Raw genomic sequence first — 20180 nt, 5'->3', positions numbered from 1 at the left:
CCACCCGTGACCGACGCGCGATGGCGCCTGGTCGCACACCAGGCTGCGGGGGACACGGTGCTCGTCGACCTCGACCCCGCAGGCGCCGAGCAGCGTCGACACGTCGTCGCGGATGCCGAGCTCACCCGGTGGGTCCGGGAGTCGTCACCGGGGCTCCGATGGGTCTGGAACGACACCGCGGCCTGGTACCCGGCTCTCCTGGCCGACGGCGTGGAGATCGAGCGATGCCACGATCTGCGCCTCTCTCACGCGATCCTGCAGTTGAGCACCCTCGTCACCGATCCGGCGGAGCTTCGGGCCGCGACGGCCTGGGCCGCGGCGGCGCCCGCACCCGCTGGTGGCGATGCTCTCTTCGACCTCGTGGACGACCGCGAACGACTGCCCGACGACATCGATGAGGTGCAGGCCGAGTTCGACCGCCAACGGCGCGCACTCGAGTCCGCCACCCAACCCGACCGGCTCCGCCTCCTGCTTGCCGCCGAATCCGCCGGTGCGCTGCTCGCGGCCGAACTACACGCCGCAGGCCTCCCCTGGCATCGCCCCACCCACGAAGCCCTCCTAGAGGATCTCCTCGGCCCGAGACCCGCCCCCGGCACCCTTCCGCGAGAGGCGCAACGGCTCGCGGACGAGGTGCGTGCGGCGCTCGGTGACCCCCACGCCAGCCTCGACTCGCAGCCGAAGCTGCTGCGCGCGCTCCATCGAGCGGGCATCGCGGCACAGACGACCAACCGGTGGGAGCTCACGCAGTACGACCATCCCGCGATCCCTCCGCTCCTGGCCTACAAGAAGCTCACGCGGCTGCTCACGGCGAACGGGTGGACGTGGCTCGACGAGTGGGCAGCAGCTGGGAGGTTCCGGCCTGTCTACGTTCCGGGGGGCGTCGTCACAGGTCGGTGGGCCTCATCCGGCGGGGGAGCCCTGCAGCTGCCACGTCTGCTCCGACCTGCCGTCCGTGCCGATCCGGGGTGGGTGTTCGTGGTGGCCGATGTGGCACAACTGGAGCCGAGGGTGCTCGCGGCCATGTCCCGAGATACGGCGCTCGCGAACGCAGCCCGCGGAACGGACCTGTACGCCGGCATCGTCGCGGGCGGCGTCGTGACGACGAGGCAAGAGGCGAAGATCGCGGTGCTCGGCGCCATGTACGGCGCGACGACCGGAGACAGCGGCCGACTGGTGCCCGCTCTTCGTCGTGCCTATCCACGCGCGATGGGGCTCGTGGACGACGCTGCTCGCGCGGGCGAGCGGGGCGAGGCGGTCACGACGTGGCTCGGTCGCACCAGTCCCGGTCCGTCGGAACGGTGGAGACACCTACAGGCGAATGCGAGCGATCCTGAGGCGCCGGCGAACGCCGCCGAAGCGGCACGTCGTTCGGCGCGGGACCGCGGCCGCTTCACCCGCAACTTCGTGGTGCAGGGAACGGCCGCCGAGTGGGCTCTCTGCTGGCTCGCCGAGCTCCGCACGCGGCTGCGGACGCTTCCGCCGACGGATTCGACAGCCGCAGCATCCGGGCCGGTCTTCGGACGGCGTGCTCATCTCGCCTTCTTCCTGCACGACGAGATCATCGTCCATTGCCCCGAGCGCGATGCCGACGCCGTCACCGAGGCCGTGAGAGACAGCGCCGCCGCCGCGGGGGAGCTGCTCTTCGGAGGGTTCCCCATCGACTTCGCCCTCGACCTGCGGATCTCGAACGACGCCGCGAAGTCCTGAACACCGCGCGCGAACGCTGGACGACTCCGTGGCGGCGCTCACCCGCACGTCAGTGGTGCGGGCTCCCGCTCATCAGCCGCCCGCAGGAGCGGGGTGCGCAGCAGCGTCGGCTCGACCGCGCCGGCGACGGGGGAGACGAAGCGGAACTCCAGCTCCACCGACTCCCCGGGGGCGAGATCGACCTCCAGCGCGCTGGTCGGACTCCCTCCGTCGATGACGTCGACCGCCCCGGCCAGCTCGCCGTTCTTCCGTGTGCCCCCGAACAACCACTCCGACGGCGCCGCGGCGGAGACGACCGTGCCGATGTGTCCAGCCTCGACGCCCCAATGCCCACCGCCCGTCATGCTCAACGGCCAACGCGAGCCGGCATCGGCGGGGGCGTCGTTGCGCAGCGTGACCTGCACCGCGACGACGGCATGGTTGTCCGCGCGACAGGTCGCCGAGACGGCGCCGACCGCGACGCCGAGACGGCTGTCCATCTTTCCGCCCGTGCTGTCGTTGAAGTACAGGGCGAATGCACCGGGACCGGCGGCGATGTGGCGGGCGCGGGGACCACCGAAGACACTCGCCGCGAAGACCGCCGCCTCGTCGTCGTGCGCACTCCAGACGGAGACACGTCCCTGCTCGACCGGCGTGCGGAGGGCGGAGAAGAACGCGGACGGCGACGTGGGCGACGAAGTCAGCGCGGTGAAGTAGCGCTCGGTGAGAGCGGCGAAGTACTCGCTCTGCTCCGATCCAGTGAGCGCGAGGTAGGGATCGACCAGGACGTCGCGAACGAACGTGTCGTGCGTCAGCGCCGTGCCGTCGGGGAGCGTCAGTTCGCCGGTCACCGGGAGCAGCGCCCGCAGGACGATGGGATCGATGGCGATCACCACGTCGGGCGCGTGTCCGGTGAGCTTCTTCCACCACGTCGACGCAAGTCGGCCAGACAGATCGAAGTCGGGTGTCGAGGTCGCGTTCTGGACGAACCGGCCGACCGTATCGCCGTAGACGGCCGACGTGGTCTCCGGGACCGGCTCGACATCCTCATCCGCAGGACGGAAGTCACTCGAGTCGGCTTGGCGCACGAGTCGCAGGGCTCCGTTCTTGGCGCGGATCTCCGCGAACGAACCGGTGATGCCGCCTCCGGAGCGCAACTCGGCGTTGTTCTGGAACATCACGAGGATCGTGCGTTCCTCATCGCCGCCGAGCACGGCCGGCAGAACGCCCGTGATGTCGGCCATCGGACCGAGTGACGCCGACAACGTCGTCGTCAGGCGACGCGCCTGATCCACGCCGTCACGGACCTGATCCACCGTCGCGCCGGTCGATATCGCGTTTAGTCGGGAGCGCACCTTCTCCAGCGACGTGGAGGCGCGGGCCGCGGTCTCATGGAGCGACTCCACCACGGCGAGGTCGATGGCGCCGTCCGCCATGAGGCCGCGGTCACCGATGCCCTCCAGCGCCTGAGCCGTGGGTGAGGCGACCGACGTCGAAAGCGTGCGGAGTTGCTCCACGGTGACACGAATCGCCTGTAGGTTCGGTCCCGCGAGAGGAACGATCTCAGCGGCGCGCCAGATCGGATCGCCCACCGCGGCCGCGGCGGCCTCGGTTCGTGTATCGAACTCCCGCGCAATCGCGTCGAGTCGGCCGACGTCTCCCTTCGCGATGGCGGTTCTCGCGTCACCCTCGAGTGTCGCGAGAGCCTGCGCCTCACCGTTCACCGCCAGCACGCGGGTGACGACCCACGCGCTGGCGGCGATGACGACAAGGAGTACGGCCAGCGCCGTCCATCCGATCACTCGCCGCACACGGCGGCGGGGATTCTCAGACGGCGCGTCCTCCATGACTCCGGAGACGGATCAGTGTGCGCGACGGCGGCTGTAGACGAACAGCCCCGCGCCGACGAGCAGCACGGCGCCACCGCCCAGCAGGAACGGCAGCGTGCTGGCGTTCGAGCCGGTCACCGCCAGCGTGGACTCTGCACTGACGCCCGCGGGCGCACCGGTCACCGCCGGCCCACAGTTCCCGGCGGGGTAGCTCAGGGCCACTTCGACCTCGGGGTTCACGACGACCTTGGCCGAGATGTCCCCGCGCGTCCACGCGAAGTTGTCCGACGTCTGCACCCACGTGTCGTCGATCTTGGCGAATCCCGGCCAGCCGTTCGCCGAGCCGTCGCCGGCCACCGAGGCACCGGGCCACAGGACGCGGCCCGAGAGCTGACCGTCGTCGCCGAGATCGCCCAGATCGATGGTCGTCGAGTGCGATGCGTCCGAGATGACCAAGTGCGCGTCACGCTCGGTGACCTGGTTGTCCGGATCGGTCAGAGTCACCGAGTACGAGATCCACGGAACGTTGTTCTCACACACGCTCGAGACATCGGATCCGGCCAGCGTGACGCTGCCGCCGACCCCTGGCGTGTAGTCGTCTCCCGTCGCAGCGTGCGCCGCCGTCGGCAGCGACAGCAACAGCACCCCCGCGAAGACAGCGCGCGCGAACACAGACTTTTTCATGACAAGCCCCCCAGCCTGCTCATCGGGCCCAACCCCAGAGGGCCCACACATCGAGGACTCTACACTACTTCCCCACTGCACGCGCTAGACTCACCGACGCGAATGGGTCGGCTGGACGGTCGCGTGGCGGGAGACCGCCCCGAGGAACGTCCGGGCTCCACAGGGCAGGGCGGTGGGTAACACCCACCCGGAGCGATCCGCGAGACAGTGCCACAGAGAGCAGACCGCCCGCCGACTTCGGCGGGTAAGGGTGAAAGGGCGGTGTAAGAGACCACCGGGGCCGTGGTGACACGGCCCGCACGGCAAACCTCGCCCGGAGCAAGGCCAGACAGGGGATGACGACGCGGCCCGCCGAGTCCCCGGGTAGGCCGCTGGAGCGGCACGGCAACGTGTCGCCGAGAGAGATGACCGTCCACGGGGCTCACGCCCCCGGACAGAACCCGGCGTACAGGCCGGCCCATTCGCCCCGCCGACGGAGATCGCCGGTGCCGTGGATCAGGAGACGGCCAGCGCGGCAGCTCCGATGATCCCGGCGTTGTTGCGGTGCACCGCGGGAACGATCGGCGTCTGTAGATCGAGCAGCGGCAGGAACTCCTGCGCGTGCTTCGACACGCCACCGCCGACGATGAAAAGGTCCGGGCTCAGCAGGAACTCGAGGTGGCTGTAGTACCACTGCAGGCGCCGCGACCACTCCGCCCAATCGAGCTCGTCCCGTTCCATAGCCGAGTACGCCGCCCACGCCTCGGCATCCTTCTTGTGGCCGGCCCGCTGGAGGTGACCCAGTTCCGAGTTCGGAATGAGCGTGCCGTTGTGGAGCATCGCGGTTCCGATGCCGGTGCCGAGTGTCGTGAGGATGACGAGACCGTCTTGGTCGGCGGCAGCCCCGTAACGCAGTTCGGCGACGCCGGCGACGTCCGCATCATTGGCGAAGTGGATCTCCCGTCCGAGCCCGTCCTCGAAGAAGCGCTCTGCCTCGAATCCGATCCAGGCATCCGACACGTTCGCGGCCGACAGCGTCCGTCCGTGCTTGACGATCGCCGGGAACGCGACGCCCAGCGGCACCTCCGCCTCGGACACCCCGAGGGTCTCCAGCACGGTTCGTACGGCGACGAGGACGTCCACCGGCTCCGCTCCCGCGGGCGTGGCGACCTTCACCCGATCGCTCAGGAGGGCACCGCGTTCGAGATCGACGAGAGCCCCCTTGATTCCCGTACCGCCGATGTCCACCCCGACTGCGCGGGTCGCCTTGCTCGCCATGGCCTCAGCCTATCGAGAGCGAACCGGGCCCTCGTTAGGATCGACCAGGACAACCGTCACAGCCCTGAGGAGTCGTCATGACCGCAGCCGACGAGAAGTACTGGTACAACCTCAAGACCGGACGCGTCGAGCGCGGTTTCGAGTCGCCGTCGGTCGATCGCGCCGGCCCGTTCGACACGGAGGCGGAAGCGGCCCGAGCGCCCGAGGTGATCGCGGCGAGATCTCGCGCCTGGGCCGAGGAAGAGGCGCGGGAGGACGCAGCGAAGGGCGGCGCGGCGCCGGATGGCGCAAGCGACTCGGGCCGATAGTCTGACATCCACGGCATCGGAGAGGACGCGATGGACAAGCAGCGGGACTTCGTACTGCGCACGATCGAGGAACGAGGCATCAAATTCGTGCGCCTCTGGTTCACCGACGTGATCGGTACCCTCAAATCGGTGGCGATCGCTCCGGCCGAGGTCGAGGGGGCCTTCGCCGAGGGACTGGGCTTCGACGGCTCCGCCATCGAGGGACTCACGCGTTCGTACGAGTCCGACCTGCTCGCCCATCCCGACCCCAGCACGTTCCAGACGCTGCCGTGGCGCGGGGAGATCGATCCGACCGCGCGGATGTTCTGCGACATCACGACACCCGACGGACAGCCGGCGGTGGCCGACCCGCGCCACGTCCTCAAGCGGACACTCGCCAAGGCGGCCGACGCGGGGTTCACCTTCTACACGCACCCCGAGATCGAGTTCTACCTGCTGAAGTCGTCGTCGTTCGGGCCGGGCGGGCCCGAGCCGGTGGACTCTGCGGGGTACTTCGACAACGTCCCGGGCGGGACCGCGCACGACTTCCGTCGGCGCTCGGTGCGGATGCTGGAGGACCTCGGCATCTCGGTCGAGTACAGCCACCACGAAGGCGGGCCCGGACAGAACGAGATCGACCTCCGCTATGCCGACGCCCTCGCCACTGCCGACAACATCATGACGTTCCGCACGGTCGTCAAGGAGGTGGCGATCGAGCAGGGCGTCTACGCGACGTTCATGCCGAAGCCCCTGAGCGGTCACCCCGGCAGTGGCATGCACACCCACATGTCGCTGTTCGAGGGCGACGTCAATGCCTTCTACGAGGAGGGCGCGCAGTACCAGCTGTCGCAGACCGGGCGGCAGTTCATCGCGGGCCTCCTGCGCCACGCCAACGAGATCGCCGCCGTCACGAACCAGTTCGTCAACTCGTACAAGCGGTTGTGGGGCGGGGACGAGGCGCCCAGCTTCATCTGCTGGGGGCACAACAACCGTTCCGCTCTCGTCCGCGTGCCGATGTACAAGCCGAAGAAGGGTCAGTCGACTCGCGTGGAATATCGCGCGCTGGACTCTGCCGCCAACCCGTACCTGTCCTTCGCGCTCATGCTCGCCGCGGGGCTCAAGGGCATCGAAGAGGGGTACGAGCTGCCGGCCGAGGCCGAGGACAACGTCTGGTCGCTGACCGACGCCGAGCGCCGCGCCCTGGGATATGAAGCCTTGCCGGCGAGCCTCGATCACGCACTGGAGTACATGGAGGAGTCGGAGCTGGTCGCCGAGACCCTCGGCGAGCAGGTCTTCAACTACGTGTTGCTCAACAAGCGCCGCGAGTGGCAGGAGTACCGCGCGCAGGTCACCCCCTTCGAGCTGAAGAGCAACCTGGAGATGCTGTAGGTCTCATGTCGGCGCACGCGCGATCGTCATCGCTGACGGGACTCGCACGCGCGGGCTTCAGCGAGTTCGGGCAGGCCGACGCGCTGCTCGACGAGCTCTCCTCGCTGGTCGGGCTCGCCCGAGAGGACATCGCGCGCGAGGCTGAGCGGGCGGCTGATCCTGACGCGGCGCTCTCCGCCCTCGTCCGCGTGGCCCGTCGCTCCGCCGACGAGGTCCGTGCGGTGCTCGAGCGAGAACCACGAGCGGCCTGGTCGCTCCTGGGCGCCTCTGAAGGCTTCGCGGACTTCTACCTCCGTCACCCCGAAGAGCTCCGGGACCTCGGCGTGCGGTCGGCGCTCCCGACGGCTCAGGAGCTGCACGACGAGCTGTTGGCCGCCGTCGGATCCGACGACGCGGGCTTTGCGGCGCGCGGGGACGAGGACGCGTGGGTGGCGCTGCGGGTGCGGTACCGGCGCCTGGTCGCCCGCATCGCCGTCTACGATCTCGCCGCCGATGACGCGACCGCCGTCCTGGCTGAGGTGGCCGCGTCGCTCGCGGATGCGGCCGCCGCCGCACTGGAGGCATCGCTGAGCGTCGCGCGCACGCGGATCTCGGGACACGGAGGGGTCGGCGGCCTGTTCCCCCGCGAAGAGGTCGCCGCGACGCGGCTGGCCATCATCGGAATGGGAAAGACCGGAGCCCGCGAGCTCAACTACGTCAGTGACGTCGACGTCATCTTCGTCGGCGGCACGCACCGCGCGGATGGCGACGGTCTGAGCGAGAGCAGGGCGATCGACATCGCCACCCGCCTCGCCGTTCACACGATGCGCGGCATCTCCGGTATGGAGATCGAGCCGCCGCTGTGGGAGGTGGATGCCAACCTGCGTCCGGAAGGCAAACAGGGGGCGCTGGTCCGAAGCCTCGAGTCGCATCTGTCGTACTACGAGAGATGGGCCAAGAGTTGGGAGTTCCAGGCGCTCCTGAAGGCGCGCGCGATCGCGGGCGATGCCACCCTGGGCGAGGCGTACGTCTCCGCCGTACAGCCGAAGGTGTGGACGAGCGCCGCACGGGAGAACTTCGTCGACAGCGTCCAACGCATGCGGGAGCGGGTGACCGAGCACATCCCGGCGGGGGAGGTGGCGTACCAGCTCAAGCTCGGCCCGGGTGGCATCCGGGACATCGAGTTCACGGTCCAACTGCTGCAGTTGGTCCACGGACTCGCCGACGAGAACGTCCGTCAGCGCGGAACGCTCTCGGCGCTGGATGCCCTGGTCGCCGAGGGATACATCGGTCGTTCCGAAGCGGCCACCTTCTCGCAGCACTACCGATCGCTTCGCGTGCTCGAGCATCGCCTCCAGCTCTCCGGACTCCGACGTACACACCTCATGCCGTCGATCCCGGAGGGACTGCGCACGCTCGCGCGCGCCTCCCGGCTGGCGGGTTCCGGACCGGGCGTCTGGGAGCTCTGGGAGTCAATCAAGCGCGAAGTCCGCGAGATTCACGTCCGCCTCTTCTATCGACCGCTGCTCTCGGCGGTGGCAGCGCTTCCTGCTGACGAGCAGACGCTCTCGGCGCAGGCCGCCCACGACCGCCTCGCCGCAATCGGCTTCCGCGACCCCGCCGGTGCGCTCCGCCACATCGGCTCCTTGACCAGCGGGATCAGCCGCAAGACGACGATCCAGCGCCACCTCATGCCCGTGATGATCAGGTGGTTCGCCGACGGCGTCGATCCCGATTACGGCCTCCTCGCCTTCCGTCGAGTCAGCGAACGCCTCGGAGACACGCCCTGGTTCCTCCGCATGCTGCGCGACTCGGCAGGCGCCGCCGAGCGTCTGACGCGCGCACTGTCGGGCTCGCGATACGTCGGCGAGCTGATGGAGTGGATCCCTGAATCGGTCGCGTGGCTCGATGCTGACGAACATCTGCGTCCGCGTTCGGGAGTGGTCCTCCAGGACGAGGCTCGCGCCATCCAGACGCGCCACCGTTCCATCGACGACGCGATGAGCGCGGTCCGTGCCCTCCGCCGACGGGAACTGCTGCGACTGGCGCTGGCCGCCATCCTCGACACCGTCACGATCGAAGAGCTGGCCCAGGCGCTCACGACGATCAGCGAGGTGACGATCCAGGCGACGCTGCGGGCGGTTCGCCGAGAAGTCGTGCCGGAAGAAGATGACGACCTGGACTTCGCGGTGATCGCGATGGGACGCTTCGGGGGAGCGGAGCTCGGGTTCGGCTCCGACGCCGATGTGATGTACGTCTATGAGCCCAACGGCGTCGAGCCGCACCGGGCGCAAGAGCTCGCGCTGCAGATCGTCGCGGGACTGCGCACCTACTCGGAGGACCACCGCCTTCCCTTCGAGCTCGACGCGGATCTCCGGCCGGAGGGGCGAAACGGACCGATGGCGCGTTCCCTCGAGTCCTACGCGGCGTACTACCGGCGGTGGTCGCTGTCGTGGGAGGCGCAAGCGCTCCTCCGTGCTCGGGGAGTCGCGGGAAGCACGAAGCTCATCGGGCGGTTCATGGCCCTCGCCGACGACGTGCGCTACCCGGCGAGCGTCGATCCGCAGGCGCTGCGGGAGATCAAGCGCATCAAGGCGCGGGTGGAGAACGAGCGGCTTCCCCAAGGGGGTGACCGCAGTCGCCATCTCAAGCTGGGTCCGGGCGGACTCAGCGACGTCGAGTGGCTCGTCCAGATCCTGCAGCTCGAGCACGCGCACCGTCTGCCGGGCCTGCGCACGACCTCCACGATCGACGCGCTCTCCGCGGCGCGCGAAGCCGGACTGGTACCCGATGCCGCAGCCGACCGGCTCGCCGCGAGCTGGCGGCTCGCTAGTCGGTTGCGGTCGGCGAACACCCTTCTTTCCGGACAGACCAGCGACGTGCTCCCGGTGGACCGCGCGAAGCTCGACGGCATCGGGCGCCTGCTCGAGTACCCCCCGCGGTCGGCCACGCTCGTGGAGGAGGAGTGGCTGCGCCGCTCACGCCGGGCCCGTCGGGTGTTCGAGAAGCTCTTCTACGGCTGACCGCGAGACGCACCCTCCCGACCGATAGCATCGGCAGGGAGATGCCCCGTTTCCTTCACCGCGCACAGCGTCCCCTGGTCGTCGTCGTCGCGCTCGTCATCGCCCTCCTGTCGGGTACGGCTCCCGCCGCCGCGGCGACGGCGCCGCTTCCCGGCAACATCCGCGATGGCGGATACCTCATCAGCGATGCCGAGTTCTTCTCGGCACGATCGATGACGGCGGCCCAGGTGCAGACCTTCCTCCGCGCGAGAGTGCCCACCTGCCGCGCAACCGCAGGGGCGCCGAAATGTCTCAAGGACTTCGTGGCCGACGTTCCCGCTCGGGCCGCCGATGCCTACTGCACTGCGCTGCCGAAACAGACGAGAGCGCGGGCAGCCGACATCATCACCAGCATTGCGGCGGCCTGCGGGATCAGCCCCCGAGTGATCCTCGTCATGCTGCAGAAGGAACAGGGTCTCGTGACCGCCACCGCCCCGACCGCGTGGTCCTATCGCGCGGCCATGGGACAGGACTGTCCCGACACTGCGCCGTGCGCGGCTGCAGCCGCGGGCTTCGTCAACCAGGTGTATCTCGGCGCCCGGCAGATGCAGATCTATACCCAGAAGCCCTCGTCGTTCCGCTATCGCGCGGGACAGACGAACACGATCAAGTGGCATCCCGATGCGGCCTGCGGAGCCTCCCGGGTGTTCATCAAGAATCAGGCCACCGCCAACCTGTACAACTACACGCCGTACCGGCCCAACATCTCTGCCCTCGCGGCAGGCTACGGGTCCGGTGACCCCTGCTCCAGCTACGGCAATCGCAACTTCTACAACTACTACGTCGATTGGTTCGCCAAGGGCGTCAAGACCACGACGGGCGCGCCGTCGACGATCGGGGCATGCACAACTCCTCCGCGCGCTGAGGTCCTCACGCGGGCGGATGTCGCGACCGTCATCGCGAATGCGACGACCGTTCGCACGGCACCCTCCACGTCGTGCGCGAAGGGGCGGCTGTCGGTCGCGAAGGGCACGTCCTACATCCTCACCGGCTCGTACGCAGGCTGGTGGCGCCTCCAGAACGACAAGGGTGCGGTGCTCTGGACCTTCGCGCCGAACGCCCGCGTCACGGCGCTCACCCCGCCACCGGTACCCGGCCCGGTCGGGGCCCTGGCACCGAAAGTGCCCGCGGCGCGCCGCTGACAAGAGGCGCACCGCGGACCGACGATCTCACACGGAAAGAGCCCCCGGAGGTGATCCTCCGAGGGCTCTTTCGCGCCAGGTGGTCAGACCCCGAAGTACAGCTCGTACTCGAACGGGTGCGGACGCGCGGCGAGCGGCTTGATCTCGTTCTCGATCTTGTACTCGATCCAGGTCTCGATCAGCTCAGGCGTGAACACGCCACCCGCGAGCAGGAACTCGTGGTCTGCGCGCAGCGCTTCGAGCGAGTCCAGCAGCGAGTTCGGAACCTGCGGGATGTTCTTGGCCTCCTCGGGCGGCAGCTCGTAGAGGTCCTTGTCCACCGGCTCGTGCGGCTCGATGCGGTTCTTGATGCCGTCGAGGCCGGCCATCATCTGCGCGGCGAAGGCGAGGTACGGGTTTCCCGAGGCATCGGGCGCTCGGAACTCGATGCGCTTCGCCTTGGGGTTGGATCCCGTGATGGGGATACGGATGGCCGCCGAGCGGTTACCGGCCGAGTAGACGAGGTTCACCGGCGCCTCGTAGCCCTTGACCAGACGCTTGTAGGAGTTCAGCGTCGGGTTGGTGAAGGCCAGGACCGCCGGCGCGTGGGCCAGGAGGCCCCCGATGTACCAGCGAGCCGTGTCGGAGAGACCCCCGTAGCCCTTCTCGTCATAGAAGAGGGGCTGGCCGTTCAGCCACAGCGACTGGTGCGTGTGCATGCCCGACCCGTTGTCGCCGAAGAGCGGCTTGGGCATGAAGGTCGCGACCTTGCCCCACTGCTCGGCGACGTTCTTGACGATGTACTTGAACTTCAGGATGTCGTCGGCCGCATGCACCATGGTGTCGAAGCGGTAGTTGATCTCCTGCTGTCCACCGGTGCCGACCTCGTGGTGTGCCCGCTCGAGGTGCAGGCCCGCGTCGATGAGGTGCAGCGAGATGTCGTCACGGAGGTCGGCCGTCTTGTCGACGGGGGAGACGGGGAAGTAGCCGCCCTTGTAGGGGGTCTTGTTGGCGAGGTTGCCGCCTTCTTCCTCGCGGCCGGTGTTCCAGGCGCCTTCTTCGGAGTCGACACTGTAGAAGCTGGCGTTCTGCGTCACCGAGTAGCGCACGTCGTCGAAGATGTAGAACTCGGCCTCAGGGGCGAAGAATGCCGTGTCGGCGATGCCGGTCGACGCCAGATACTTCTCCGCCTTCTTGGCGACCTGACGCGGGTCCTTCGCGTAGATCTCGCCGTTGCGCGGGTTGTAGATGTCGAAGACCATCACCAGCGTCTTGGCCTCGCGGAACGGGTCGAGGTAGGCCGTGGAGACGTCGGGGATCAACTGCATGTCGGACTCGTGGATGTTCGCGAACCCACGGATCGAGGAGCCGTCGAAGAGCTGACCGACGGTGAAGAACTCCTCGTCGACGGTCGAAGCGGGAATGTTGAAGTGCTGCTGCACACCCGGAAGGTCCGTGAAACGGATGTCGAGGAACTTGACGTCCTCGTCCTTGATGTACTTGAGCACCTCGGATGAATCTTTGAACATGGAGTCTCCAAGATCGGGTGGGTATCGGCCTGACGCTGCCAGGCTCCTCCCGAACCTAGCGAGGGCGGGTTGCCCGGCAGTATCTCCTGTGTTTCGGGCATGTTACACGGACGTCGATACGCTGGAGCGGTGACCCCGACCGAGAACGCGTACCCCGGCCAACGACTCGGGATGCCCGCCGAAGGCCGGGGGAGCGTCGCTCGACCGGGCAGGCGCATCGCGGCGCTCGCGATCGACTGGGCATGTGCCGTGATCGTGTCGATCGCCTTCTTCTCGTACGACGCCCTCGCGACGACCGCGGTGTTCGCCATCGTCCAGGTGCTCTTCCTGCCGACCCTCGGCGGAAGTCCCGGACACCGCCTCGTCGGCCTCCGGCTGCAGCGCCTGCACGGAGGATGGGTGGGGCTGTGGCGGCCGATCGTCCGGACCGCTCTCCTGGTCCTCGTGATCCCGGCCGTGATCTGGGACCCCGATCAGCGCGGGCTCCACGACAAGGCGGCCGGGACGATCCTCATCCGCGGCTAGAGCGGCTCCCTCGAGGCGAGACGGGTCAGCGCGGCCGCTGAGCGCGGGCCTTCATCGGGTCGATGCCCTTCGGGATCGGCAGAGACGTCACCGACTGGGACACCGAGTCCACGCGCTTGACGACAGCGGCCATCGTGACGCGATCGACCTTCTTCGGGAGCGCCTTGATGGTCGAGGCGAGCTTGCCGATCGGCACGTCGCCTTCGCCGTGACCGATGTGCAGGACGTGGACCGGGACGCCCGAGGCGACCCGCTGAACCTTCACCCGTTCGTCGTTGATGAGCCGCGTCAGCCGTCCGCGCGCGCCCTCGCCCACGATGACGACGCCGCCGCGTCCGATGACGCGATAGACGGCGTCCTGGGTCTTCGGGTTGACGCCGACGGGTGTGTCCGACGCCACCCAACGGCGCCCCAGCCCCGTGGACAGGACATGCCCGGCCGCACCCGGAACACCGTCGATCTTCTTGTACATCGCCTTCGTGGAGACCCGGGTCAGGGTGATCATCGCCGCCAGCAGTCCGAAAAGGAGTCCCGTCACGCCCCACAGGATGATGCTCCACAGCGGAGCCGGCGGGATGAGGAAGCCCGCGACCACGCCGAGGGTCGCGCCGACGACGAGGATCGCCAGGAGCACCCACGGCGTCCAAGGATAGACGTCCTTGGTGAAGGTCAGCAGGGATCGGATCTGGCTGAAGAAACCGGGCCGCTTCTCGGGTGCGGAACTGCGCGATGACATGGGCACCAGCCTACCTTCGCCGCGGGGCCGACGTCACAGCGCGCGCCTCACGCCGATTGTGCACAGGCGGCGATCGAGGACGTCATCGCGAGGCGCCAGCGCGTGAGACTCTCTGCCATGTCCGATTCGTTGCATCCGAGCCCGCTGCGCCGGCTCGGGCCGGCAGAAGCACCGTATCCCGGCGACCTCGTGGCCGGTGACCCTCCCGTGGTGTGGACGTCGGGCGCGCTGTGGCGAGACGACCGCTGCTGGGACGCCGACGGGGCCGATCACCTGCTCGCTCCCGTCGACCTCGGCCAGTCCGACGACGGCCCGATCGTGGCGGTACCCCATTGCCCTCATCGCCTCGACGAGTGGCTCGGCCGGCGGACGCGCCTTGACGACGGCGAGATCGTGACCCTCGGCGTTAGCATCCTGCGGGGGAGCGCATCCGCGCACGAGCGCGGCCTGGAGCGGGGTGAGTGGTGGGTGACCTCCGACGGCCGCCCGGTTCTCGCAGGCGTGGGCCCGGGCGATTGGCGAGAGACGACGCGCGACGTGTTGTCGCACCTCGTCGCACTCTCGCCGAGTCTCCTCGCGGAGGTGCTGAGCGACGTATCGGGCGCGATCGCGTCCCCTGGCCACGCTGCGGCGATGGAGGAGCTGGAGGCTCGACTGTTCGCTGGCGCAGAGCCGACCCCGCTCGTCACCGAGTTCGTCTCGCTTCCTGCACGCCGCCTCACCGCTCACGAGGAACGGACGACGTCCGAGGCGGCTTCGGAGGCTCGAGGTCGGCTCCCGTCCGCGCTGCACGGCTTCGTCGATCACCCGATCGTCGAACGGCTCAACCGTCTGATCGTGCGGACCGAGCGGCCTCCGTCGGCACGGAGCGAGCGGGCGCGGCCACGCACGCGTGCGCGCACCTCACGGCGTCCGCTCCTGGTGGCAGCGGCGGTCATGGCCGCGGTGCTCGTGATCGGAGTGAGCTGGCCCGACGGCGACACGGCGGCCGATGGCGGCACCGAGACCGCCGATATCCCCCGCGACGACGGACCCACGGCGCCGCCGACGCCTCCGCCGCGCTCCGCCCCGAGCGATAGCCCGGCCCAGGTGCGGGCGGATGACGCGCCGACGGGCGACGCCTTGGAGGAGGGCACATCGACGCTCGCGCACACAGCCAGCCAGCTGATCGAGACGTACGCCGCCTGCGCGGCGACGTGCGGCACGAGCGTCGTGGAAGACCCACGCGACACCTTCCCGCGCGGCGTGGCGAACGATCCGGATGCGGACCGCACGACAACGGTGGTCGAACGCTACGGGGGCGTGGCGGTCCTTCGTATCGAGGCTCCTGGTCACGCAGCGCAATACGCCGTCATCATCCGCACGAACGACTCATGGCTGGTCCGCGACGTGTTCGACGTCGCGGACCAGCCATGACGGAGCCGGATCAGATGCCGAGCTGGCCCTCGAAGTCGGCCGCCTCCAGGCGAGACTTGACCGCACCGAGGAAGCGAGCAGCATCGGCGCCATCGATCGTGCGGTGGTCGTACGACAGCGCGAGGTACACGTACGAGCGCACCGAGATCGCGTCCTTGCCGTCCACGTTCACAACGCCCGGACGCTTGACGACGACGCCCGTACCGAGGATTGCGGACTGCGGCAGGAAGACGACGGGAGTATCGAAGAGCGCACCACGCGAGCCGGTGTTGGTGAGGGTGAACGTTCCTCCCGCGAGCTCGTCCGGCTTGAGCTTGTTGTCACGCGTCCGCGCGGCGAGGTCGGCGATCTCGTGAGCGATCTGAGCGAGGTTCTTCGACGCGGCATCCCGCAGAACCGGAGTGAGGAGTCCGCGCTCCGTGTCGACGGCGATCGAAAGGTTCTCGGTCGCCGGATAGACGATGTCGGTGCCATCGACCGTCGCGTTGATGATCGGGTACGCCTGCAGCGCCTCCGCGGCGGCCAGCGCGAAGAACGGCAGGAACGACAGTTTGTCTCCGGTCTTCTGCTGGAAGGTGCCCTTCACCGAGTCGCGGAAATTGGACAGCTTCGTGACGTCGACCTCGATCACCGTCGTCAGCTGCGCCGTCTGCTGCATCGAGGCCACGGCGCGCTCGGCGAGGACCTTGCGCAGACGCGACATCGGCTGCGTCGTTCCGCGCAGATCGGAGACCTCGCGGGCCGGTGCAGCCGGCGCCGCGGACGCGGGAGCGCTCGAAGGAGCAGACGCGGCGTTTTCCGCAGCCTTGAGGACGTCTTCCTTGCGAATCCGGCCACCGACACCGGTGCCGGTCACCGACGCCAGGTCCACACCCTGCTGCTGAGCGAGGCGACGCACGAGCGGGGTCACGTACGTGGGGCCGTCGTCGTCCGCGTCTGCCGACGGGTCGGAGGGCGAAGACGGAACGGCTGCCGCGGCGGGGGCCGGTGCCGGAGCAGGAGTGGGGGCGGCGGCAGGAGCCGGAGCGGGGGCAGCAGCCGGGGCGGCAGCGGCAGCAGCCGGAGCGGACTCCGCTGCCGGTGCCGGTGCGGGAGCAGCGGCAGGTTCGGGCGCGGGCGCTGCGGGAGCCCCCGAGCCGATCCGCGCCAGCACAGCGCCGACGGCGACCGTCTCGTCCTCGCCGACGACGATCTCCTGGAGCGTCCCAGCGACGGGCGAGGGGATCTCCGTGTCGACCTTGTCGGTGGAGATCTCCAGCAGCGGCTCGTCGACGGCGACGTCGTCACCGACCTGCTTGAGCCAGCGGGTGACGGTGCCCTCGGTGACGCTCTCGCCGAGCTCGGGAAGGACGACATCCTTCGCATCGCCACCGGCGGCCGGGGCGGCGGGCTGGTCATCGGCGGGCTGGGGCTGCGCGGCGGGCTCGGGCTCCGGTTGCGGCGCGGGCTCGGCGGCTGCGGGCTCGGGCTGCTCCTGCGCGGGGGCATCGTCGGCGCCGGCGGCGCCGGAGCCATCACCGATCTTGGCGAGGACGGCGCCGACCTCGACGGTCTCGTCCTCCTGAACCAGTATCTCCTCGATCACGCCGCTCACCGGAGACGGAATCTCGGTGTCGACCTTGTCGGTCGAGATCTCCAAGAGACCTTCGTCGGCCTGGACGGTGTCACCGACCTGCTTGAGCCAGCGGGTCACCGTACCCTCGGTGACGCTCTCGCCGAGCGCGGGGAGGACCACGGGTGTGCTCATAGGTGTGTCTCCTTTAGACGTGTCGATGTCTTCTTAAGCTTAGTGACCTGCGCGAGCGGGTCGTCAGAGGGCGTGCAGCGGCTTGCCGGCAAGAGCGAGAAACGCTTCGCCCAGTGCCTCGCTCTGGGTCGGGTGAGCGTGGATGAGGGGCGCGAGGTCCTCTGGGTGGGCCTCCCAGCCGACCACCAGCTGCCCCTCGGTGATCAACTCTCCGACGCGATCGCCCACGAGGTGGACACCGACGATGGGGCCATCGACCAGACGGACGACCTTCACAAGGCCGGCAGTACCGAGGATCTCGCTCTTCCCGTTCCCCGCCAGGTTGTACTCATAGGCCACGACGGCATCGCCGTGTTCGGCGCGGGCCTGGGCCTCGGTGAGCCCCACGGACGCCACCTCCGGGCTGCTGTAGGTGACGCGCGGGATGGTGGATTCGACGATCGGCGAAGGCGACAACCCCGCGATGTGCTCGGCGACGAAGATCCCCTGCTGGAAGCCGCGATGGGCCAGCTGCAGTCCGAACACGATGTCGCCGACGGCCCACACGTGCGGGACCGTGGTCTGGAGCGCCTCGTCGACGACGACGAACCCGCGGTCGATGCGGACGCCGGCCTCCTCGAAGCCGAGTCCCGACGACGCGGGGCCGCGTCCGACCGCGACGAGGAGGTAGTCCGCCTCCACCGTGCTGCCGTCTTCGAGCGAGACGACGACGCCGCTCTCGTCCTGCGCGACAGACGCGAATCGCGTCCCGAGGCGGGACGCAATCCCGCGCTTGCGGAACGCCCGCTCGAGGGCCTTGCTGAGAGCGATGTCTTCCTGCGGCACGAGGTGATCCAGCGCCTCGACGATCGTGACCTCTGCACCGAACGACCGCCACACGCTCGCGAACTCGACGCCGATCACGCCACCACCGAGAATGACCACGCGGTCCGGGACCTCGTCCAGTGCGAGGGCCTGCTCACTGGTGAGCACCCGGCCCTCGATCGTGATGCCGGGAAGCACTCGACTGTACGACCCCGTGGCGAGGATCACGTCCGCACCTCGATAGACGTCGTCCCCCACCTGGATCGCACGATCGGGGAGGAGTCGCCCCTCGCCGGCGACGACCGTCACGCCGCGCGCCGCAAGAAGGCCTTCCAGCCCCTTGTACTTCTTCGCGACGATTCCCTCTCGGTACGAGGTCACGGCTGCCGTGTCGATACCGACGAACGTGGCCGAAACGCCGACGCTCGCGGCGTCCCTCACGTGATCGGCGACCTCCGCCGCGTGGAGCAGGGCTTTCGTGGGGATGCAGCCGCGGTGCAGGCAGGTGCCGCCCACCTTGTCCTTCTCGATGACCGCGACGGTCTTGCCCAGCTCGCGGGCGCGCAGCGCTGCGGCGTACCCGCCACTGCCCCCACCGAGGACGACGATGTCGAATGCGTGCTCGCTCACTGTGCGCCTCCTGCGATGAACTCGACGAGCGACCGCACCGTCGCCGCCGTGGGGCCTTTGTCGGTCGCCCCGAAGGCCGCCTTGGTCGTCCCGGCGCCCGCGATATCGAGATGGACCCACGGGATGCGTGGGGCGTCGTCGGCCTCGGACGTCCGCCCGACGAAGCGACGGAGGAACAGTCCCGCGAACAGGGACCCGCCCGCCGGATCGCCGATCTTCGCGTTCTGCAGGTCGGCGATCGGCGAGTCGAGCTCGTCCTCCATGTGATCGGGGAGGGGGAGCTGCCACGCCAGCTCACCGGCGCGCTGCGCGGCGGCAAGGTATGCCGCCACGGCGTCGTTGTCGCCCATCACGCCCGCATAACGATTGCCGAGCGCGACCGTGATGGCGCCTGTGAGGGTCGCGATGTCGACGATGACGTCGGGCTGCGCGCGACTGGCGGCCACGAGACCGTCCGCGAGGACCAGTCGCCCTTCCGCGTCGGTGTTGAGTACCTCGACGGTCGTGCCGTCCAGGATGCGCACGACGTCGCCCGGGCGCGTCGCCCGTCCCGACGGCATGTTGTCGGCGATGCAGAGCCACCCGGTCACGCGCACCGGGAGGGCGAGCTCGGCGACCGCCCGAACGACGGCGAGCGCCGTGGCGGCACCGCACATGTCGTACTTCATTCCCACCATGCTGGCGGGCGGCTTCAGTGAGAGGCCGCCGGTGTCGAAGGTGATGCCTTTGCCGACGAGGGCCACGTGGCGGGCGTCGACGGCATCGGCCGGCGTGTAATCGAGTCGGACGAAGCGCGGCGGTCGGTCGGATCCCTTTCCGACGCCGAGGATTCCGCCGAAGCCTTGGGCAGCCAGCTCCGCCTCGTCGAGGACGTCCACGGTCACAGGGAGCCCGGAGAGCGCTTCGATCGCACGCTCGGCGAACTCCTGCGGGCCGAGCCACTCAGCCGGCGTGTGCACGAGGTCCTTGACGAGGGCCGACGCGGAACCGATCGCCATGACAGCGGCGAGGTCGTCGGGGGAGACAGAATGAGGACTGGAGACCACGACGCGGGCAGCGCGCTGGGCGCCGCGATCCGACTTGTAGTCGTCGAAGCGGTAACCGCCGAGCACGATTCCTTCGCCGATCGCGCGTTCTCGTCCGGCCACACCCGGCGCGGCGACGGCCAGCGTCGCAAAGCCCGTGGTCGTCCGCACGGCGGTGCCGACGGCATCGCGGAGAGCGTCCGCCGTGGGCTGCGCGCCCGTGCCGACCACGAACAGCGGCCGCGTCGTCGTCTCGGGTGCGAAGACTCGCGCCACTGAGCCTGCGCTCCCCGTGAAGCCCACGGCCGACAGCGCGTCGTCCAGGCCCGGAAAGTCCACCAGCGCCGCGATCGCGTCGTCCAACGGAGGGAGTGCGAGCACCCAGGCATCGGCATCGATGTCGGTCAGGGCAGCGGTGGTGTACGACAGCTCCGGGAACGGCATGTCGTCCATCCTAGTTTTGCCCCGGATGGC

15 protein-coding genes and 1 other RNA gene are annotated in these 20180 nt (G+C 69.0%); 8 read left to right on the top strand and 8 right to left on the bottom strand.

The genetic code is table 11. The features are described from left to right. Positions 1–6 precede the first annotated feature (6 nt). Complete coding sequence (locus tag AVP41_RS02265) at positions 7–1707, top strand: bifunctional 3'-5' exonuclease/DNA polymerase (RefSeq protein WP_082828981.1); 1701 nt, start codon at positions 7–9, stop codon at positions 1705–1707. Between the two features lie 38 nt (positions 1708–1745). Here the strand turns inward: AVP41_RS02265 and AVP41_RS02260 are convergent, their stop codons facing one another. After that, on the bottom strand, positions 1746–3497 hold the full coding sequence (locus AVP41_RS02260; RefSeq protein WP_067160177.1) for a DUF4012 domain-containing protein: 1752 nt from the start codon (positions 3495–3497) through the stop codon (positions 1746–1748). Positions 3498–3548: 51 nt separating this feature from the next. Next, positions 3549–4199 carry an LPXTG cell wall anchor domain-containing protein gene (locus AVP41_RS02255; RefSeq protein WP_082828979.1) on the bottom strand — a complete coding sequence of 217 codons (651 nt, stop codon included), beginning with the start codon at positions 4197–4199 and terminating at the stop codon, positions 3549–3551. 103 nt (positions 4200–4302) lie between these two features. On the opposite strand from AVP41_RS02255, the gene rnpB reads away from it, so the two are divergent. Next, an RNA gene (gene rnpB / locus AVP41_RS02250) (RNase P RNA component class A) lies at positions 4303–4663 on the top strand. A gap of 31 nt (positions 4664–4694) precedes the next feature. Here the strand turns inward: rnpB and ppgK are convergent. Beyond that, positions 4695–5456 carry a polyphosphate--glucose phosphotransferase gene (ppgK, locus tag AVP41_RS02245; RefSeq protein WP_067160174.1) on the bottom strand — a complete coding sequence of 254 codons (762 nt, stop codon included), beginning with the start codon at positions 5454–5456 and terminating at the stop codon, positions 4695–4697. Positions 5457–5533: 77 nt separating this feature from the next. On the opposite strand from ppgK, the gene AVP41_RS02240 reads away from it, so the two are divergent. From AVP41_RS02240 to AVP41_RS02225, 4 genes are read left to right on the top strand one after another with little or no spacing between them, the layout of a single operon-like run. Then, a complete protein-coding gene (locus AVP41_RS02240) occupies positions 5534–5764 on the top strand; it encodes a hypothetical protein (protein ID WP_067160172.1) in 231 nt (76 codons plus the stop codon). A gap of 30 nt (positions 5765–5794) precedes the next feature. After that, positions 5795–7132 (top strand): type I glutamate--ammonia ligase, encoded by a 1338-nt coding sequence (gene glnA, locus AVP41_RS02235; RefSeq protein WP_067160169.1) that lies wholly within the window; start codon positions 5795–5797, stop codon positions 7130–7132. A gap of 5 nt (positions 7133–7137) precedes the next feature. Next, on the top strand, positions 7138–10134 hold the full coding sequence (locus AVP41_RS02230; protein WP_067160166.1) for a bifunctional [glutamine synthetase] adenylyltransferase/[glutamine synthetase]-adenylyl-L-tyrosine phosphorylase: 2997 nt from the start codon (positions 7138–7140) through the stop codon (positions 10132–10134). A 41-nt stretch (positions 10135–10175) separates the two neighbouring features. After that, the gene (locus AVP41_RS02225; protein WP_067160164.1) at positions 10176–11315 is read left to right on the top strand and encodes a hypothetical protein; all 1140 of its coding nucleotides are present in this window, start codon (positions 10176–10178) and stop codon (positions 11313–11315) included. An 83-nt stretch (positions 11316–11398) separates the two neighbouring features. Here the strand turns inward: AVP41_RS02225 and glnA (AVP41_RS02220) are convergent, their stop codons facing one another. After that, positions 11399–12823 carry a type I glutamate--ammonia ligase gene (gene glnA, locus AVP41_RS02220; RefSeq protein ID WP_067160161.1) on the bottom strand — a complete coding sequence of 475 codons (1425 nt, stop codon included), beginning with the start codon at positions 12821–12823 and terminating at the stop codon, positions 11399–11401. Positions 12824–12922: 99 nt separating this feature from the next. On the opposite strand from glnA (AVP41_RS02220), the gene AVP41_RS02215 reads away from it, so the two are divergent. Beyond that, positions 12923–13348 (top strand): RDD family protein, encoded by a 426-nt coding sequence (locus AVP41_RS02215; protein ID WP_067160158.1) that lies wholly within the window; start codon positions 12923–12925, stop codon positions 13346–13348. Between the two features lie 25 nt (positions 13349–13373). Here the strand turns inward: AVP41_RS02215 and AVP41_RS02210 are convergent, their stop codons facing one another. Next, the gene (locus tag AVP41_RS02210) at positions 13374–14084 is read right to left on the bottom strand and encodes a DUF4191 domain-containing protein (RefSeq protein WP_067160155.1); all 711 of its coding nucleotides are present in this window, start codon (positions 14082–14084) and stop codon (positions 13374–13376) included. Positions 14085–14201: 117 nt separating this feature from the next. Between AVP41_RS02210 and AVP41_RS02205 the strand changes: the two genes are divergently transcribed. After that, entirely contained in the window at positions 14202–15500 is a 1299-nt protein-coding gene (locus AVP41_RS02205) for a hypothetical protein (protein WP_067160153.1), read from the top strand. A gap of 10 nt (positions 15501–15510) precedes the next feature. On the opposite strand, the gene sucB is transcribed toward AVP41_RS02205, so the two are convergent. The 3 genes from sucB to AVP41_RS02190 form a co-directional block, all read right to left on the bottom strand. Next, positions 15511–17247 (bottom strand): 2-oxoglutarate dehydrogenase, E2 component, dihydrolipoamide succinyltransferase, encoded by a 1737-nt coding sequence (gene sucB, locus AVP41_RS02200; RefSeq protein WP_067160151.1) that lies wholly within the window; start codon positions 17245–17247, stop codon positions 15511–15513. A gap of 63 nt (positions 17248–17310) precedes the next feature. Continuing rightward, the gene (gene lpdA / locus AVP41_RS02195) at positions 17311–18681 is read right to left on the bottom strand and encodes a dihydrolipoyl dehydrogenase (protein WP_067160148.1); all 1371 of its coding nucleotides are present in this window, start codon (positions 18679–18681) and stop codon (positions 17311–17313) included. Continuing rightward, on the bottom strand, positions 18678–20150 hold the full coding sequence (locus AVP41_RS02190; RefSeq protein WP_067160145.1) for a leucyl aminopeptidase: 1473 nt from the start codon (positions 20148–20150) through the stop codon (positions 18678–18680). Before AVP41_RS02190 ends, lpdA begins: the two co-directional genes overlap by 4 nt. Positions 20151–20180 lie beyond the last annotated feature (30 nt).

Source organism: Microbacterium sp. TNHR37B (assembly GCF_001620065.1).
Lineage (GTDB): Bacteria > Actinomycetota > Actinomycetes > Actinomycetales > Microbacteriaceae > Microbacterium.
This window is presented reverse-complemented; position numbering and strand designations above follow the sequence as displayed.

Coding starts and splice junctions, on each gene's coding strand:
- AVP41_RS02255 (WP_082828979.1), bottom strand. CDS start 4,199: ATGAAAAAGTCTGTGTTCGCGCGCGCTGTCTTCGCGGGGGTGCTGTTG.
- ppgK (WP_067160174.1), bottom strand. CDS start 5,456: ATGGCGAGCAAGGCGACCCGCGCAGTCGGGGTGGACATCGGCGGTACG.
- AVP41_RS02240 (WP_067160172.1), top strand. CDS start 5,534: ATGACCGCAGCCGACGAGAAGTACTGGTACAACCTCAAGACCGGACGC.
- glnA (WP_067160169.1), top strand. CDS start 5,795: ATGGACAAGCAGCGGGACTTCGTACTGCGCACGATCGAGGAACGAGGC.
- AVP41_RS02230 (WP_067160166.1), top strand. CDS start 7,138: ATGTCGGCGCACGCGCGATCGTCATCGCTGACGGGACTCGCACGCGCG.
- AVP41_RS02225 (WP_067160164.1), top strand. CDS start 10,176: ATGCCCCGTTTCCTTCACCGCGCACAGCGTCCCCTGGTCGTCGTCGTC.
- glnA (WP_067160161.1), bottom strand. CDS start 12,823: ATGTTCAAAGATTCATCCGAGGTGCTCAAGTACATCAAGGACGAGGAC.
- AVP41_RS02215 (WP_067160158.1), top strand. CDS start 12,923: ATGTTACACGGACGTCGATACGCTGGAGCGGTGACCCCGACCGAGAAC.
- AVP41_RS02210 (WP_067160155.1), bottom strand. CDS start 14,084: ATGTCATCGCGCAGTTCCGCACCCGAGAAGCGGCCCGGTTTCTTCAGC.
- AVP41_RS02205 (WP_067160153.1), top strand. CDS start 14,202: ATGTCCGATTCGTTGCATCCGAGCCCGCTGCGCCGGCTCGGGCCGGCA.
- sucB (WP_067160151.1), bottom strand. CDS start 17,247: ATGAGCACACCCGTGGTCCTCCCCGCGCTCGGCGAGAGCGTCACCGAG.
- AVP41_RS02190 (WP_067160145.1), bottom strand. CDS start 20,150: ATGCCGTTCCCGGAGCTGTCGTACACCACCGCTGCCCTGACCGACATC.